13 protein-coding genes are annotated in these 16,188 nt (G+C 67.1%); 6 read left to right on the forward strand and 7 right to left on the reverse strand.

Features of this window, described 5'->3' with window-relative positions; genetic code table 11:
- Positions 1-8 precede the first annotated feature (8 nt).
- Together hpnI and hpnK are read left to right on the forward strand one after the other, a co-directional pair.
- Complete coding sequence (gene hpnI / locus OKW35_RS35740; protein WP_429554516.1) at positions 9-1,274, forward strand: bacteriohopanetetrol glucosamine biosynthesis glycosyltransferase HpnI; 1,266 nt, start codon at positions 9-11, stop codon at positions 1,272-1,274.
- Positions 1,274-2,104, forward strand: coding sequence for a hopanoid biosynthesis-associated protein HpnK (hpnK, locus tag OKW35_RS35745; protein WP_429554517.1), 831 nt, complete (start codon positions 1,274-1,276; stop codon positions 2,102-2,104). Before hpnI ends, hpnK begins: the two co-directional genes overlap by 1 nt.
- Positions 2,105-2,142: 38 nt before the next feature.
- On the opposite strand, the gene OKW35_RS35750 is transcribed toward hpnK, so the two are convergent.
- From OKW35_RS35750 to OKW35_RS35760, 3 genes are read right to left on the reverse strand one after another with little or no spacing between them, the layout of a single operon-like run.
- The gene (locus OKW35_RS35750; RefSeq protein ID WP_429554518.1) at positions 2,143-5,202 is read right to left on the reverse strand and encodes an efflux RND transporter permease subunit; all 3,060 of its coding nucleotides are present in this window, start codon (positions 5,200-5,202) and stop codon (positions 2,143-2,145) included.
- Positions 5,199-6,323: an efflux RND transporter periplasmic adaptor subunit gene (locus OKW35_RS35755; protein ID WP_184067700.1), complete on the reverse strand. Its 1,125-nt coding sequence runs from the start codon at positions 6,321-6,323 to the stop codon at positions 5,199-5,201. Before OKW35_RS35755 ends, OKW35_RS35750 begins: the two co-directional genes overlap by 4 nt.
- Positions 6,313-7,725: a TolC family protein gene (locus OKW35_RS35760; protein ID WP_429554519.1), complete on the reverse strand. Its 1,413-nt coding sequence runs from the start codon at positions 7,723-7,725 to the stop codon at positions 6,313-6,315. The genes OKW35_RS35755 and OKW35_RS35760 overlap by 11 nt, the downstream gene beginning before the upstream one ends.
- Positions 7,726-7,947: 222 nt before the next feature.
- On the opposite strand from OKW35_RS35760, the gene OKW35_RS35765 reads away from it, so the two are divergent.
- The 3 genes from OKW35_RS35765 to OKW35_RS35775 all read left to right on the forward strand — a co-directional run bounded on the left by OKW35_RS35765 (position 7,948) and on the right by OKW35_RS35775 (position 10,965).
- Positions 7,948-8,610 carry a response regulator gene (locus tag OKW35_RS35765; RefSeq protein ID WP_429554520.1) on the forward strand — a complete coding sequence of 221 codons (663 nt, stop codon included), beginning with the start codon at positions 7,948-7,950 and terminating at the stop codon, positions 8,608-8,610.
- A complete protein-coding gene (locus tag OKW35_RS35770) occupies positions 8,607-9,971 on the forward strand; it encodes an ATP-binding protein (protein ID WP_184067694.1) in 1,365 nt (454 codons plus the stop codon). The genes OKW35_RS35765 and OKW35_RS35770 overlap by 4 nt, the downstream gene beginning before the upstream one ends.
- Positions 9,972-10,062: 91 nt before the next feature.
- Positions 10,063-10,965: a ProQ/FinO family protein gene (locus OKW35_RS35775; RefSeq protein ID WP_429554521.1), complete on the forward strand. Its 903-nt coding sequence runs from the start codon at positions 10,063-10,065 to the stop codon at positions 10,963-10,965.
- Positions 10,966-10,992: 27 nt separating this feature from the next.
- Here OKW35_RS35775 and OKW35_RS35780 read toward each other — a convergent pair whose 3' ends face one another.
- From OKW35_RS35780 to OKW35_RS35790, 3 genes are all read right to left on the reverse strand, one after another.
- On the reverse strand, positions 10,993-12,342 hold the full coding sequence (locus OKW35_RS35780) for a TAXI family TRAP transporter solute-binding subunit (protein ID WP_429554522.1): 1,350 nt from the start codon (positions 12,340-12,342) through the stop codon (positions 10,993-10,995).
- A 123-nt stretch (positions 12,343-12,465) separates the two neighbouring features.
- Entirely contained in the window at positions 12,466-13,353 is an 888-nt protein-coding gene (locus tag OKW35_RS35785; protein WP_187612768.1) for a LysR family transcriptional regulator, read from the reverse strand.
- 132 nt (positions 13,354-13,485) lie between these two features.
- The gene (locus OKW35_RS35790; protein WP_429554523.1) at positions 13,486-13,647 is read right to left on the reverse strand and encodes a hypothetical protein; all 162 of its coding nucleotides are present in this window, start codon (positions 13,645-13,647) and stop codon (positions 13,486-13,488) included.
- A gap of 677 nt (positions 13,648-14,324) precedes the next feature.
- Here OKW35_RS35790 and OKW35_RS35795 point away from each other — a divergent pair.
- Complete coding sequence (locus OKW35_RS35795; protein ID WP_429488945.1) at positions 14,325-15,071, forward strand: glucose 1-dehydrogenase; 747 nt, start codon at positions 14,325-14,327, stop codon at positions 15,069-15,071.
- A gap of 115 nt (positions 15,072-15,186) precedes the next feature.
- On the opposite strand, the gene OKW35_RS35800 is transcribed toward OKW35_RS35795, so the two are convergent.
- Positions 15,187-16,086 (reverse strand): LysR substrate-binding domain-containing protein, encoded by a 900-nt coding sequence (locus tag OKW35_RS35800; protein WP_429554524.1) that lies wholly within the window; start codon positions 16,084-16,086, stop codon positions 15,187-15,189.
- Between the last annotated feature and the right edge of the window lie 102 nt (positions 16,087-16,188).

Consider the following 16,188-nt stretch of genomic DNA (forward strand, 5'->3'; position numbering starts at 1 on the left):
GGCACACAATGGCGGCGCACGCGTTGATTGCATGTCAATGGCTTCTGTTAGCCGCCTGCGTTAGCGCTTCGATCTACACGGCAGCCGCCGCGCTCGCCATGCCGTTTTTCACCGCCCGACATAAATCGAACCATCATGGGGGCAGGGCCGTCAATCGCGCGCTCAGCCGTTCGCTGACGGATTCGCTCGATTGCCCAACCGGGCGGTTCGCGCAGGTCGGTGTCAGCGTGCTGAAGCCGCTGTGCGGCGCCGAGCCGCGTCTCTACGAAAATCTGCGAACCTTCTGCGAGCAGCGACATCAGCATTTTCAGCTGGTGTTGGGTGTGTCGTCCCCGCAAGATCCCGCCATCGCGGTGGTGCGCCGATTGCAGGCCGCCTATCCGAAGTGCGACATCGAGCTTGCAATCGACACACGCGTACACGGCAGCAATCTGAAAGTCAGCAACCTGATCAACATGGCGGCACGCGCGCGCCACGACGTGATCGTGATCGCCGACAGCGACATCGCGGTCGACCCGGACTATCTCGACAGCGTCGCCGCGCCGCTCGCGGACCCGAACGTCGGCGTGGTCACGTGCCTGTACGTCGCGCGCGGCGTCGGCGGCTTCTGGCCGCGTGTCGGTGCGCTGTTCATCAACGAGTGGTTCGCGCCCTCGGTGCGGGTCGCCCATGCAATGGGCTCGCGCCGCTTCGGCTTCGGCGCGACGCTCGCGTTGCGGCGCGCGACGTTGGAGCGCATCGGCGGCTTCGAAGCGCTGAAAAACTGCCTCGCCGACGACTACTGGCTCGCCGAGCACGTGCGCGCGCTCGGTCTGCAAACGGTGCTGTCGCGCGTGATGGTCGCGACCGACGTGATCGAGCCGACCTTCGCGGCGCTGTGGCAGCGCGAAACGCGCTGGCTGCGCACGATCCGCTCGGTCAATCCGCCGGGCTTCGTGTCGCTGCTGATCACGTTCCCCACGCCGTGGCTGTTGACGAGCGCGGGGCTGACCGTGTCGCTCGCTACGTGTGCTCACGCGCCTTTCGCGGCGGTGGTCGCGAGCGCGTCGGCCACCGCGGTCTGCGTTGGCGCGCGCCTGCTGCTGCACCTGCGCGCGGCACGCCGCGCGCGCACGTTCTGGCGCGATCTGCCGCTGGTGCCGTTGCGCGATACGCTGCTCGCGCTCCAGTGGCTCGTCAGCGCGTTCGGTTCGCACGTCGTGTGGCGCGGCGAGCGCATGCAGCTCGGCACGCCGTCGGCCGAGCGCAGCGGCCGGCTGGACAGCCTCACGTGATGGAGAGCGCAAAACCCACCCAGTCGCGCGGACTGATCACCACCGCCGACGATTTCGGTCTGCATCAGCGTGTCAATATCGCGGTCGAGCGCGCGCATCGCAACGGTGTGCTGCGCGCCGCGAGTCTGATGGTCGGCGCGCCGGCCGCCAAAGACGCGGTCGCGCGCGCGCGTATGCTGCCGGAACTGCGCGTGGGCCTGCATCTGGTGCTGGCCGACGGCGCCGCGCTGGCGCCGCGCGAGCAGGTCGCCGCGCTGCTCGACGAGAATGGCCGCTTCGGCAGCAACATGGTGCGTGACGGTGTGCGCTTCTTTTTTCTGCCGCACGTGCGCCGGCAGCTCGCGCACGAAATTCGCGCGCAATTCGAAGCCTTCGCCGCGACCGGCCTTACGCTCGACCACGTGAACACGCACAAGCATTTTCATCTGCATCCGACCGTGCTGGGCCTGATCCTCGACATCGGCCGCGACTACGGCATGAAGGCGATGCGTCTGCCGTTCGAAGCGAACGCGCCGCTGTGGCTGCGGCCGTGGATCGCGCACGTGAAGACGCGGCTCGAGCGCGCGGGGATCGCGCACAACGACTACGTGGTCGGCATCGCGGCGAGCGGACGCATGGATGAGGCGACCTGGCTCGCCGCGCTCGCGAATCTGCCGCAGGGTGTCGGCGAAATCTACTGTCATCCGGCGCTGGCCGGCGACGCGCTGAGCGACGGCATGCACGACTACCGGCATGCCGACGAGTTGCAGGCGCTGCTGTCGCCACGGGTGGCCGCCGCGATCCGCGCGCTTGGGGGGCGGCTCGGCGGGTTCGCGGATGTGCTTGCGTAGCGCCATGCTTCGCGAAACGCGGAAAACTTTGGCCACGCTCACACCTGCTGCTTTTTCATCAACAGCTTCAGCAACGCCGGCAGCAGCAACAGCACGAGCGGCAACTGCACGATCAGTCCCGAAATGATCGCGATCGCGAGCGGTTGCTGCATCGCCGAGCCTTGCCCCAGCGCGAACGCGAGCGGCAACAGCGCGAGGATCGCGGCGATCGTCGTCATCGCGATCGGCCGCAGACGGTTGCGGCCGGCGGCCTGCAACGCGTCGTCGAAGGGCATCTCGTCGTCGCGCACCAGCGCCTGCAATTCCGACACATAGAAGATCGCGACTTCCGTGACGATGCCGATGATCATCGTCATGCCCATCATCGCGGAGATGTTCAACTCGATGCCGGTGATCCACAGGCCGATGAACACCGCGCCGGCCGCGAGCAGCGGCATCGCCAGCACCGCGAGCGCGACGCGCAGGCGCTCGTACAGGAACAGCAGGAGGCCGAACACGAGTGCGATCGCGGCGCCGAACACGGTCAACAGACCCTTGAAGGCGATCTGCTGTTGCTGGTACAGACCGCCGAGCTCGTAATAGACGCCCGACGGCAGCAGGTTCGCATCGCCGAGCGCCTTCTGCACGTCGGCGATCGTCGAGCCGAGATCGCGCCCGTCGATGCGCGCGGTGACCGCGACCATCCGCTTCAGATTCGAGCGGCTGATCTCGGGCTGACCGGTGACGCTCACGCGATCGGCGACGCGCTTCAGCGCGAACAGATGTCCGTCCGGCGCGCGTACCTGTAGCTGACCCAGTTGCGTATCGGTCATCTGGCGCGCGCCGTTCACGCGCACGCGCACGCCGACCGTTTTCGGGCCGCTCTGGAACTGCGTTGCGACATTGCCTTCGAGCATGTCGGTGACGGCCTGCGCGATCGCTTGCGGGTCCATGCCTTCGGCCGCGGCAGCGGCGGGCAGGATGTGCAGCTCGATCGCGTCGCCGGCGGGATTGATGCCGTCGTTCACGTCGACGATGCCCTGAATCCGGCCGATGCGCGCGGCGACCTTGCGCGCGGTCGTGTCGAGCGTGCGCGGGTCGTCGGAGAAGATCTTGATCTGCACCGGCTGCGGCACCGCGGTCAGATCGCCGATCAGGTCTTCCATCAGCTGCGCGAGCTCGATGCTGACGCCCGGCACCTGCATGTCGATCTGCGAGCGGATTTCTTCCATCACGGCGTCGATCGGCTCGCGTTTGCCGGACTTCAGCCGCACGAAGAAGTCGCCCTTGTTCGGCTCGTTCAGATCGCCGCCGAGGCCCGCGCCGGTGCGGCGCGAATAGGTCGCGACGTTCGGGTTCGCGCGCACGATCTGCTCGATCTGCTTCATCAGCCGGTCCGTTTCGGTGATCGAGGTGCCCGGCTGCGTGTGATAGTCGAGCACGAAGCCGCCTTCGTCCATGCTCGGCATGAAGCCGCTGCCGACCCGCGTGAACGCGAACGCCGCGATGACGATCAACGGCACGACGCCGAGCAGCACGAGCGGCGGCCTCGCGATCACGCGCCCGACCGTCACCGCATAGCGCCGGTTCAGCCACGCGGCGAAACGTGTTTCCCGGTGCTCCTCGGCGTCTTTGGGCTTCAGCCAGTGGTCGCACAGGATCGGCACCGCGAGCCATGTGACGAGGAACGAAATGAACAGCGCGCTCGCCATCGTCAGCGACAGCGACTTGAAAAAGGCCCCCGTCACGCCCGACAGAAACGCGAGCGGCACGAAGATGATCAGCGTCGCCGCCGACGAACCCGCGAGCGGCCGCGTGAATTCGAGCGCCGCGGCCATCACGCGGCCGTGGAACGCGCGCGCGCCGGCTTCGCGCATGCGCCGCACGATGTGCTCGATCATCACGATCGCGTCGTCGATGACGAGGCCGACCGCGGCCGCCATACCGCCCAGCGTCATGATGTTGAAGCCCATGCCGAACACGTCGAGCAGCAGGATCGTCGCGGCCATCACGACCGGCACCAGCGCGACCGCGATCGCGGTGATCTTCCAGTTGCGCAGGAAGAAGAACAGCGTCAACGCCGCGAGCACGATGCCGATCATGATCGCGTCGCGCACGCTGGTGGCAGACGCGATCACGAGTTCGCTCTGGTCGTACCAGTTCGACAGATGCACGCCCGCGGGCATCTGCGGCTCGAATGCCGCGATCTTCGCGCGGATCGCGCGCGCCATCGCGACACTGTTGGCGCCGGGCTGCTGGTACACGTTCAGTAGCACCGCATCCTGACCATCGGCGGTGACGCGCATCCATTGCGGCACCACGCCCCGGCTCACCGCCGCGACGTCGCCAAGACGGATCTGCGCGCCGTTCGCATTGCCGTTGGCGGACACGACGACGTTGCGCAATTCGTCGAGCTGCGTGATCGTCGAGTTCGTGACGACGAGGTACAGCTTGTCGTGATCCTCGATGCGGCCGTTCGCCATCAGCACGTTGCTCGCGCCGATCGCCTTCGATACATCGGCGAGCGACAGCTTGTACGCAGCGAGGCGGGCGGGATCGACCGCGACTTCGAACTCGTCCTGCGCGCCGCCGGTCACCTCGACGCGCGCGACGCCTTCCACCGACGACAGCAGCGGCCGCATCTGGAACTGCGCGAGATCGTGCAGCGCCGATAGCGACTGCCGCGTCGACGTGAGGCTGTACGCGAGCACCGGAAACACGGTCGGGTCCATGCGCCGCACATGCATCGTCGTGCCGGGCGGCAGCGTCGCGAGAATTTCGCTGATCGCCGATTGCGCCTGCAAGGTCGCCTGCGCCATGTCGGTGCCCCAGTCGAAGTTCAGCGAGATCTCTGCGGCGCCGCGGCTCGTCCTCGATTCGACGTCGCGCACGTTTGGCACACGGCGCAGCGCTTCCTCGACCGGCATCGTGACGAGCGTCGTCATCTGCTCGGCGGGGCGGTCGCCCGCGTCGAGCGACACGACCGCGCGCGGAAACGCGACGTTCGGAAACAGCGAGATCGGCAGACGGAATGCGCTCAGCGCGCCGGCTATCGCGAGCAAGGCGATGACGAACAGCAGCGAGCGGCGATGCGTCTGCATCCATTGACCGAAGTTCATCGCGCGCCATCCCCGCCGGCGCGTACCGCCATGCCGTCTTTCAGCTCGTAGTTGCCGCTGCTCACGACGCCGAGCATGGGGTCGAGCGGCCCGTCGACGCCGTAGCGCTCGCCGTTTTCGACCGCGATGCTCACCGCGACGCGGCGCGCCTTGTTTTGCGGCGTGATCTGGAACACGTACGCGTGTTGGCCATCCTGCAGCACGGCCGCGCGCGGCACGATCCAGTGCGTGCCGGTGCGCGTCGCGATGTCGCCAGAAACGCGTGTGCCGGGGATGAACGGCGTCTGCGCGAGCGGTACCGTCACGCCGATGTTGACCAGTTGCGATTGCGGATCGATCGCGGCTCCGACGAGCACCACGCGGCCTTCGATCGACGTCTGTGCGAGTGCCGTGGACAGGCCGTGCAGCGTGACGATGTCGCCGGGATGGATCGAGGCGGCGTCGGTGGGCTCGACGCCGAGCGTCACGTTTGCGCGCGCGTCGCGGCTCGCGCCACTCGCGAGTTGCAGAATCGCCGCGCCCGCTTGCACCTGGTCGCCTTGTGCCGCCGATAGCTGCAGCACCACGCCGTCGAACGGCGCGGTTACGACCTTGTTGCCGCTCGTGATGCCGGTCTGATTCTGCGCGGCGAGCGCTTCGCGCGCATCGTCGACGGCCTTGCTCGCGCTGGCGAGCTGCGATTGCGTCGCGAGCCCCTTGTCGTACAGCGACCGGGTACGCACGAGTTCGCCTTGCGCGAGCGTCAGCGCGCTTCTCGCCTGGGTGGCGGCAAGCACCGCGGCAGGATCGGCCTGCACGACGAAGAGCGGTGTGCCGCGTTTGACGGTCTCGCCCGCCTGCACGCGCATCTGCACGATACGCGACAGGTAGGGCAGGTTGATCGTCGTCAGGTTCGACGCGGTGGCCGCGACGATCCCGAAGCCGCGCACCGGCTGCGCGATTGCGGCGCGCTGCACGCGCACGGTCTGTACCGCGACCGACGGTTGAGCTTCGCTGGCGGCGTTGTCGTCCGCACGAACCGGATGGACCGATGCATACAGCAGGATCGCGCAAACGAGCGGCGCGGCGACGGCCGCAACGCGCGGCCACGGATGCCGCGACGAGAAGAGGCTATTTCGCATGAGTGTCGATGAAAGTCTGAGCGGAAGAGAAAGCATCGGGAATCGCGCTGCCGAGCAGCGCCTGCAAGCCGACGCGTTGTTCGTCGAGCGCTTCGCGCAGCGTCGCGACGTCGATGCGTTTCGCGAGCGCGGCGCTTTGCGCATCGGTGTATGCGCCGAGCACGAGGTTGTGTTCGGCGTAGGCCGCCGCGGCTTCGCGCGCGGCGCGCTCGACGCCGGGCAGCGCGGCTTCGGTCTGCTGCAATTGGCGCGCGAGAATCGCGCTGTCTTCGCGTAGCCGGGCGACGTCCGCATACGCCTGGTTCAGGCGGGTCTGGTACTCGTCGCGAAGCCGCTGGCGGGTCGCTTTTTCGATCGCGACATTGCCCTGGTTGCGGTTGAAGATCGGCAGACTCAGGTTGACCTGAAAGCCGCTCGTGTAGATGTTCGACGTGTCGCGCGCCCGCACGAAGCCGACCGACAGACTCGGGAACTGGCTCAGAATCGCCGCGCGATATTTCTGCTCCTGCGCTTCGTAGCCTGCCTGCAGCGCGATCAGGTCGGGGCGGCGGCGGGCGAGCTCGGCGAGCGCTGAGTCGAGTGTGGCGTCGGGGAGCGGCGCGACGACATCGTCGCTGCCCGATCGCAATTGCAATTGCACGTCGGGCGCGAGGCCCAGCAACGCATTCAGATCGTGATGGGTTTGCGCGGCCGCGCGCTCGGCATCGGTGTATTGCTTGCGTGCGTCGCCGTAGGCGAGCAGCGCGGCGGTGAGCGTATCGTCGGTCAGATTGCCAGCGGCGCGCGCCGCGGCCATGCGCTCGTAGCGCGTGCGCGCGAGCTCGCGCTGCTGTTGCAACAGCAGCAGCGTGCGCTGCTGGAAGCAGCGCTTCACGAACAGCTGCCGCGCTTGCGCGACGACCTGCCATTCCTGCCACAGCAGGCCGAGATCGGTCTTCGCGAGCGTCGCGTCGGCGGACTGTTTATTCGCGCTGCGCAGCACGATCGCCATCACGTCGATGCTGAGGCCATAATTGAACGCGCGCGTGGTGCCGGCCGCGCCCGGATAATCGCTCGACACGCTCAGTTGCGGGTCGGGCAGCAGACCCGCCGAATATGCCTGCGCGCCGGCAATGCCGAGATCGTCGCGGGCCAGTTTCAGACCGGGGTTGTTGGCGACCGCGAGCATCGCGACTTCATCGATGTCGAGCCCGTCGGCGGGATCGAAACGATGCGCGGCCAGTCCGGGCAGCGGCATGCTGGCGGGATCGATGCGGATCCGTTCGAGCGATCGCGCGGACGTCGAGGTGTCCTGCGGCGCGAGCGGCTCGCGGTGATAGGTCGCACAGCCGCTCATCAGCAGCACGCACAACGGCATCAGTGCGCGCCGACGCAGCGCCGCCACGGGATGGAAATCGGGCAAAATCCGGCTCCTGCGAATCATCGGAAGGGGCGAGCGACTCGCGAACGAGGCCTCGCAGAGAGGGCTGATTTTCCGCAGCGCGCGCTTAAGACAGCCTTAACGTCGAATCGCGCGACCCGGGCCGTGCGAAATCGACGCGTCGTCCGTACCCCCGTAAGGGTTCGTTAAGCTGCGACGGCCGATAATGCGGCGGCCAAAACCGCACCAAGGAGAGGAGAGGCCATGCGCCTGCTACTGGTCGAAGACGACGACATGATCGCGGAATCGGTGCTGGGCGCGATGCGCCGCGCCGGCTACGCGATCGACTGGGCCGAGGACGGCCGCGCGGCGGAACTGTCGCTCGATAACGGCGTGTACGACCTCGTGCTGCTCGACCTCGGCCTGCCGAAAAAAGACGGCATCGACGTGCTGAACGCGTATCGCCGCAACGGCGGCGCGGCGCCCGTGATCATCCTGACCGCGCGCGACGCGGTCGACGAGCGCATCCGCGGTCTCGATGCCGGCGCCGACGACTACCTGATCAAGCCGTTCGATCTCGACGAACTGGCCGCGCGCATTCGCGCGCTGCTGCGCCGGCGCACCGGCCAGAAGCAGCCGGTCTACAGTCACGGCGAACTGATGCTCGACCCCGCCGCGCATGAAGTCACCAAGGACGGCGTGCCGCTGCCGCTGGTGCCGCGCGAATTCGCGTTGCTGCAGGCGCTGATCGAGGAGCCGACCCGCGTGTTCACGAAGGCCGAGCTCGAAGAAAAGCTGTACGGCTGGGGCGAGGAAGTCGGCAGCAATACGATCGAAGTGCATGTGCACAGTCTGCGGCGCAAGATCGGCGCGGACCAGGTCGTGACCGTGCGCGGGGTCGGCTACCGCCTGAAGAGGTGCGGATGACGTCGATTCGCCGCTGGCTGCTCGGCTGGCTGATCTTCGGCATGGCGGCGGCGTCGATGATCGCGGCTTTCGCGATCTTCCATACCGCGCGGCGCGAGGCGAGCGAGCTGTTCGACTACGAACTGCGCACCGTCGCGCTGTCGCTGCCGTCGGCGCTGAGCGGCGCGGGCAGCCGCGAGCGGCGGGAACCCGACCTCGGCGATCTCGCCGACGACCGCATCGTCATCGAAATCTGGGACCGCGGCGGTACGCTCGTCTATCGCTCCGCGCGGGCCCCGGTGTTCGAGCGTCTGCCGCCGGGCTTTCACACAGTGCCGCGCGGCGAATACCACTGGCGCATCTTCGGCGTCGCGCAGACAGACCGCTACGTGCAGGTCGCGCAACCGGTCTCGGTGCGCGAAGAACTCGCGTTGCAGCTCGCGCTGCACACGCTGTGGCCGCTCGGCGTGCTGCTGCCGGTGACGATCGCGCTGGTGCTGCTGGTGGTCGCGCGCGGGCTCGCGCCGATCGGCGGGCTGTCGCGCGCGCTCGCGACGCGTTCGATCGATTCGCTCGAACCGCTGCGGCTCGACGGCAACCTGCCGGTCGAAATCCGGCCGCTCGTCGAAGCGCTGAACGATCTGCTGCAACGGTTGCATACGGCGTCGCAGGCGCAGCGCACGTTCATCGCCGATGCCGCGCACGAGTTGCGCTCGCCGCTCGCGGCGCTGAAGCTGCAACTGCAGGCGGCGTCGCGCGATGGATCGCTGAGAGGCGAGGGGCAGACGCTCGAGCGCGTCGAAAATCGGGTGAACCGGATCATCCACCTCGTGCAGCAACTGCTGACGCTCGCACGCGAAGACGCGCAGCCGGTCACGTCGACGGTGCCGGTCAGCCTGCGCCGCATCGGCGAGCAGGCGGTCAGCGACTGTTCCGTGCTCGCGGAGTTGCGCGAGATCGATCTCGGCCTCGAATGCGAACACGCGCGCACGCCGAACGACGCCTATACGGTGCTCGCGGAGCCGCACAGTATCAGCGTGTTGTTAGGGAACCTGATCAATAACGCAATCCGTCATACGCCGGCGGGCGGCCGTGTCGACGTGGTGCTGCGACGCACGGGCGAGCGCGTGGGCTTCGAGGTCGTCGACAGCGGCTCGGGAATTCCCGAGGCGGAACTCGAACGCGTGTTCGACCCTTTCTATCGCGGCGAGGAGTCGAAGGGCGAGGGCAGCGGGCTCGGTCTCGCGATCGTCGCGCGGATCGCCGAGCGGCATCAGCTCGGCCTGTCGCTGAGCAACAATGTCGGGGCGCCCGGTTTGCGGGTGTCGGTCACGGGGCTGCGCGCGCCCGCCGCCCACGCGCCCGTCACGGCCGCGAATTGACGATCGTCACTGCGGTTCGGGGTTGTCACAAGCACGTGAGCGCACGCTGCTACAATCTCGTTTTTACAGATCGACAGATTGGTTGTGCACTATGGGTTTCGAACAACTCGCTGAACTGAAGAAGCAACTGGCCGCGGCGCGCGCCGCCGCAGAGTCCGCCGGCAAGCCCGATCGCAAATCGGCCGCGCGCCCCGCTTCGAAGTCCGCTGGCAAGCCCGCTTCAAATTCAGCGGCACATCCTGGTTCACATGCCGAGCGTGGCGCCAATCCGGGCACGAAGCCCGGTGGCCGGCCCGGCGCGAAGCCGGCCGCAAAGGCCGGCGCTCGCCCGGACGGCAAGCCGGGTACCCGAGCCGGCGGCCCGCAGCCGGCGCGCCACACCGCGTCCGCCAAGCCGGCGGTGGACGCCAAGCCGGTGGACCCGGTGGTGCGCTCGATCGGTCGTCTGCAAAAACGTTTCCCGGTTGCTTTCCCGAAGAATCCGGCCCCGAAGCTGCCGCTGAAGATCGGCATTTTCGAAGACCTCGTCGTGCATGCGAAGGAGCTGTCGCTGAGCGAAGCCGAACTGCGCGACGCGATCAAGACGTGGTGCCGTGGCGGGCGCTACTGGAAGAGCCTCGTCGAAGGCGCGGCGCGCGTCGACCTGGCGGGCGTCGAAGCCGGCAAGGTCACGGCGCAGGAAGCGGCGGGTGCTCAGCGCCTGCTCGCGCATCGTGCGGCGAAGGGCGCGCAGAAGGCCGCCACCGCGACGGCAAGCGCGAATGCGCCGACCGATGCAGGTACGCCGGCCGAGGGCGCGGCCGCTGAAGCGTCACATGCCGAAGCAGCGGTAGCGGCAGTCGCGGAACAAGCGGCCCGCCAAGCGGATGTCGCTGCTGCGTCGCCGGAAGCCGTAGCGGCGGATGCCGCCGGGAGCGCGGACACCCAGGCGCAGACCAGCGCGCAACACGAACCGCAAGCCACCGCTCCCGCCTCGCCCCCCTCCCAAGCCTAACCTTGGCACAGCCCGTCATGGCCTCGATCACGAGGCCATGACGGGCGGCGCAGCCGTCAACCGGCTGCGCACGAATCCCACATGCTCGCGCAGCACGTAAAACGCATCCGCATACGCGAGCGGCATGCGCAGGTGGCTCAGCGCCGCCTCGATCTCGTCCAGTTGCCCCAGTAGCTGCGTGCGCTCCTCGTCGGTTGCGCCGGCGAGCGCGTGCCGCTCGATCGCGATCAGCGAACCGTAATAACGATAGATGCGCGAGCGCACCCGCCACCGGTACAGCGCCGGAATCACGCGCATGGCGGGCAACAGCAGCACGGCGACCGGCAATAGCAGGAAGAGCGTACGATCGCCGATGCTCGCGAGCCAGAAAGGCAGCGTCCGATACAACAAGCCCTTGCCGGTCCGGTAATAGCGCTGCGCGTCGTCGCTGATCGGATATTCGTGCTCGACCGGGTTCGGGAACTGGCCGGCGTGCTGCAACAGGCCCGCGGCGCCGTGCACTTCCTGCGCCGCCTCGATCAATAGATCCGAAATCGCCGGATGCAGCGTGCTGCGCGCGACGAGTTCGACCGTCGGACTAATCAGGTGAACGGTCTGGGGCGGAATGCGCCGCTTCAGATCGAGCACGCCGGGCGGCAAGTCGATCTGGTCGAGAAACGGAAAGACGCGTGTATAGGCGCTCGCTTCGTCGAAATTCATCACCGAGATGCCGGGTACGCGCAACAGCCGCAGCATCAGGCCGCGCGTGGCCGAATCGCCGCTCAGAATCGCCGCGTCGACCTCGCCGGCAACCAGCTGCGTGGCGGCCTGCAGGCCGTCGCTCGGCACTAGCGTCGTGGCGCCGCCCGGCTCGATGCCGTTCGCCGCGAGCAGTTGCAGCGCGAGCAGCCGCGTGCCGCTGCCTTCGCGGCCGACCGCGATCCGCTTGCCTTCGAGCTGCGCCAGTTGCGTGAGCGCCGTGCCGCGATAGAACACGACGATCGGCACATAGAACACGCTGCCGAGCGACACCAGCGACGAAATATCGAGCCCTTCGGCCACCCCGCCCTGCACGAGAGCGATATCGACGTGCTGCTTCGGATCCAGCAGCCGCTGCAGGTTCTGCACGGAACCTTCGGATTCGAGCACGTTCAGGCGGATGCCGTTGCGCGCGAGGATCTTGCGGTACTGGTTCGCGGTGACGACGAACGAGCTGTCGCGCGGGCCGGCGCTGATCGTGATCGTGCGCGGCGGCGCCGGATTGGCGATCCAGACGATCAGCACGATCGCGAACGCGATCAGCAGCGCCGTGACGAAGTAGGGCAGCAGGTGCTCGCGCCATTCGGCGCGCGTAGGTTCGGCGGGAAAGTGCGGAGGCCGCGGACGCTGCGCTTTCATGAAGACTCCGTGCGGGAAGCCAGGTGAAGGCATTGTCGCCTGTGCGGGGCGGCTTTGCCGTCGACGGTTCGCTCTATTGACCGGGCGCGCGGCGCCGCATCGCCGTGCTCACGCACGCGGCGCTCAAACGCGCTTGAACAACTGCCGGGCGAGCGAGCACATCAGCAGCGTCGCCGGCGATTCGTCCTGCAGGCGCCGGCTCATGATGATCGGCGACGCGGCGCTTGCCGACGGAATCGGCCGGTACGCGACGCCATGCGCGCGCAAGCCCTCGACGCTCTCCGGCACGAGACACACGCCGACCTGCGCGGCGACCAGCCCTAGCGCGGTCTGCAACTCCCGCACTTCATGGATCGCTTTCGGCTCCAGCGCCTGATCGTGCATTGCCGAGATCTGCTGGTCCGCATAGCTCGGCCGCGGCGTGCTCGGATAGACGATCAGCGTTTCCTCGGCGAGCGCGGCAAGCGTCAGCGGCTTCTTTTGCCGCGCGAGCGGATGGTCCTGCGGCAACGCGGCGATCATCCGTTCCTCGACCAGCACTTCGCGCGCGAGTTGCGCATCGTCGAAGCGCAGCCGGCCGAAGCCGACGTCGATGCGGCCACCTTTGAGCGCGGCCAACTGCTCGATCGTGAACATCTCGATCAGCGACAGCTCGATGTGCGGCGCGGCCTCGCGAAACGAGCGGATCACCGCGGGCAGCGCGCCATAGAGCGTCGACGGTACGAAACCGATCACGATGCGTTCCGCGAGTTGCGCGAGCCGGCGCGTGAGCGGCGCGAGCTCGTCGGCTTCATCGACCAGACGTTTCGCCTGCGTGTAGAAAATGCGGCCGGCTTCGGTGAGTCGCAACGGCCGCGAGCCGCGCTCGAACAGCGGCAGGCCGACACTTTCCTCGATCTGCTGGATCTGCCGCGACAGCGGCGGCTGTGTCATATGCAGACGATTGGCCGCCCGCGTGATGTTCATCTCCTCGGCGACCGCGATGAAGTAGCGAAGTTGGCGAAATTCCATGCATGCCTCTGAGATGTGATGCGTCGGCGATTGGTGTTGCGTTGGTCTGCTGCGCCTTGGGCGCTGCCGGTTGCGGTACGGTGCTGCCGTCGCGGCGCTGCGCGAGGGCAACGAATGATAGCAACAGCGCCGCTAAATACCGGCCAGATGACGCACGAGCGCCTTTTCCGCGCGCGGCAGCGCATTCAGCTCGCGCATGCTGTTGCCGTCGTTCGTCACCAAAGAGTGGCAGCTGTTTGCGGGATCGGGCGTGCGCGCGCTCGTCGGACGCTTATGGCCGATGCTGGCGGGCATCGTACTCGGCACGCTGGTTGCGGCAGCTCGGTCAGCGCGTGCGCGGGCGTATCAGTGCGGCGAGTTTTCGTCGCTGGTTCTTTATCTGTCTGCTCGGCCCCGGCGTTCAATCGATGGCGCGCGCATCCGTTTAAAAGACGTTGGGAGCAGCGGATCGCGGAGGAGGGAGATCGTGTGGCCCATTATTCTCGATACGCTCGGCGCGCTCGCGGTGCTCGCGAGCGTGGCCGCGCACATCGCGCTGCTGCTCAGCAGCGAACAAAAGCGCGATGAATAAAAGCGCTTTGAGTGTGTAGCGCCTGATCGTGGCGTCTGCCCGTAGGAGTCTTGAGCGGTTGCACGTCTCTGCTGCCGCGTGCCGCTCTTGCAGTCGGTCAGCGCGCGCTTGCACGACGCCGACGCCGACGCCGACGCCGACGCCGACGCCGACGCCGCGGCGCAAGCCAAACAGCGTCAATCGTCGTAAGCCACGCGGAAACGGGGCCATCGAGGTCTGATGCGAATCGATTGTTCGTCGGAAGCGGCGTATCAATTCGTCTCGAGCCGCTTTATCCGGCCTCGCGCCATGCCTAAATTAACGACCAGTGACAGCGCCACTGCATTTCCGGCTTTTATTGGCGTGGACCCCGCGGCTTCTCGCGGGGCATGCCGGCGCGAACCATTGAAAGGACACGATGATGAGCAAGCTCACAGGCAAGGTAGCGGTTGTAACGGGTGCATCGAAAGGCATCGGAGCGGCGATTGCGAAGGCATTGGCGGCGCAAGGCGCGTCGGTCGTGGTGAACTATGCGTCGAGCCGCGCGGGTGCCGACAAGGTGGTCGCCGATATCACGGCGGCGGGCGGCAAGGCGGTCGCGGTTGGCGGTGACGTGTCGAAGGCCGCGGACGCGAACGGCATTATCGATACGGCGATCGAAACGTACGGGCGGCTCGACGCTCTCATCAACAACTCGGGTGTCTATGAATTCGCGGCGCTCGAAGAGATCACCGAAGCGCACTTCCATAAGCACTTCGATGTCAACGTGCTCGGGCTGCTGCTCGTGTCGCAGGCGGCGGCCAGGCATCTGGGCGAAGGCGGCAGCATCGTCAACGTGAGCTCGGTCGTGACCCGCATCACGCCGGCGACCACCGCGGTCTACACGGCGACCAAGGGCGCGGTCGATGCGATCACCGGCGTGCTCGCGAAGGAACTCGGACCGCGCAAGATCCGCGTGAATTCGGTGAATCCGGGCATGGTCGAGACCGAGGGCACCCACAGCGCCGGCGTGATCGGCTCGGACTTCGAAACGTGGGCGATCAGCACGACGCCGCTCGGCCGTATCGGCCAACCCGACGATATCGCGGATGTCGTCGCGTTCCTCGCGTCGGATGACGCGCGCTGGTTGACGGGCGAGAGCCTGATCGCGAGCGGCGGCTCGCGTTAAGTCTGGAGGGGTTGCCAACGCTGGTGGCAACCCGCGCAACAATTCGAGCGCGATCGCGGGCGGCGGGGCCGGCAGCATGAAGGCCACGCCGCTCCTCGCGGCGAAGGCGCGCGAGCTACGCGCGTTGAACATCGCCCCCCAAGACCTCTGTTTCGGCTCCCGGCAACTCCACCGCAAAAAACGCGTCGAGCAGATTCGAACCCGGCCGCTCGGCGAGCCGCGTCAGCGATTCGATCATCTGCACGCGGCAATCGAGCAGCGGCACCATCCGGATCCGCCGCGACTCGTTGAACTCTGCGCGCGCAATGACGCCGACGCCGATTCCCTGCGCGACCGCTTCCTCCAGCGCCTCGCGGCCATCCACGTACATGACCGGCTCGACTTGCAACGACTCGCGCACGAGCTCGATTTCGAGCAGTTGTTGGGTGACCGATTGCGGCTCGCGGAAGATCATCGGCTGTTCGACGAGCTCCGCGTAACTCAGCCGACGCTTCTTCGCGGCCGGGTAGCTCGCCGGCACCATCGCGACCAGCGGATCGCGCCGCAACACGCGCGACTGCAAGCGACTATGCACCTGCGGCGCGGCCGTGATCGCCGCGTCGACCGCGCTCGACAGCACGCGCTGCATGCACTCTGCCGCATTGGCGATCGACAGCCTGACGACGATGCCCGGGTGCCGCTGGCGAAACGCGCCGATCAGCGCGACGGCGAGATCGGGCGCATCGGCCGCGAGCGATAGCGAACCCGACTCCAGCCCGCCCGCTGATTCGAGCAGTTGGCGCGCGTCCCGCTCGCAACTGAGCATGTGCCGCGTCACGCTGAACAGGCGCAGCCCGAGTTCAGTCGTCTCCACGCCGCGCGGCCCGCGCTCGAACAGTTTGACGCCGTAATCCTGTTCGAGCCGCCGCACGTGATCCGACACCGCCGGCTGCGTCAGCGACAACGCCTGCGCCGCTTTCGAAAAGCCGCCATGTTCCGCGACCGCATGGAACGCCCGCAATTGCGCGTATTGCACGTGTGCCTCGCCAGCAAATAAGTTTTTGCGATACCGTCATCGATTATATCGATTTTGCCGATGGACAACGCTTCTGTATCGTGTGAGCTATCGACATAGCGA

It is taken from the genome of Paraburkholderia sp. MM5477-R1 (assembly GCF_050436385.1).
Lineage (GTDB): Bacteria > Pseudomonadota > Gammaproteobacteria > Burkholderiales > Burkholderiaceae > Paraburkholderia > Paraburkholderia tuberum.

Excerpts from the sequence above, each read along its gene's own strand:
- hpnI (WP_429554516.1), top strand. The coding sequence starts at position 9 with ATGGCGGCGCACGCGTTGATTGCATGTCAATGGCTTCTGTTAGCCGCC.
- hpnK (WP_429554517.1), top strand. The coding sequence starts at position 1,274 with ATGGAGAGCGCAAAACCCACCCAGTCGCGCGGACTGATCACCACCGCC.
- OKW35_RS35750 (WP_429554518.1), bottom strand. The coding sequence starts at position 5,202 with ATGAACTTCGGTCAATGGATGCAGACGCATCGCCGCTCGCTGCTGTTC.
- OKW35_RS35755 (WP_184067700.1), bottom strand. The coding sequence starts at position 6,323 with ATGCGAAATAGCCTCTTCTCGTCGCGGCATCCGTGGCCGCGCGTTGCG.
- OKW35_RS35765 (WP_429554520.1), top strand. The coding sequence starts at position 7,948 with ATGCGCCTGCTACTGGTCGAAGACGACGACATGATCGCGGAATCGGTG.
- OKW35_RS35770 (WP_184067694.1), top strand. The coding sequence starts at position 8,607 with ATGACGTCGATTCGCCGCTGGCTGCTCGGCTGGCTGATCTTCGGCATG.
- OKW35_RS35775 (WP_429554521.1), top strand. The coding sequence starts at position 10,063 with ATGGGTTTCGAACAACTCGCTGAACTGAAGAAGCAACTGGCCGCGGCG.
- OKW35_RS35780 (WP_429554522.1), bottom strand. The coding sequence starts at position 12,342 with ATGAAAGCGCAGCGTCCGCGGCCTCCGCACTTTCCCGCCGAACCTACG.
- OKW35_RS35785 (WP_187612768.1), bottom strand. The coding sequence starts at position 13,353 with ATGGAATTTCGCCAACTTCGCTACTTCATCGCGGTCGCCGAGGAGATG.
- OKW35_RS35790 (WP_429554523.1), bottom strand. The coding sequence starts at position 13,647 with ATGCCCGCCAGCATCGGCCATAAGCGTCCGACGAGCGCGCGCACGCCC.
- OKW35_RS35795 (WP_429488945.1), top strand. The coding sequence starts at position 14,325 with ATGAGCAAGCTCACAGGCAAGGTAGCGGTTGTAACGGGTGCATCGAAA.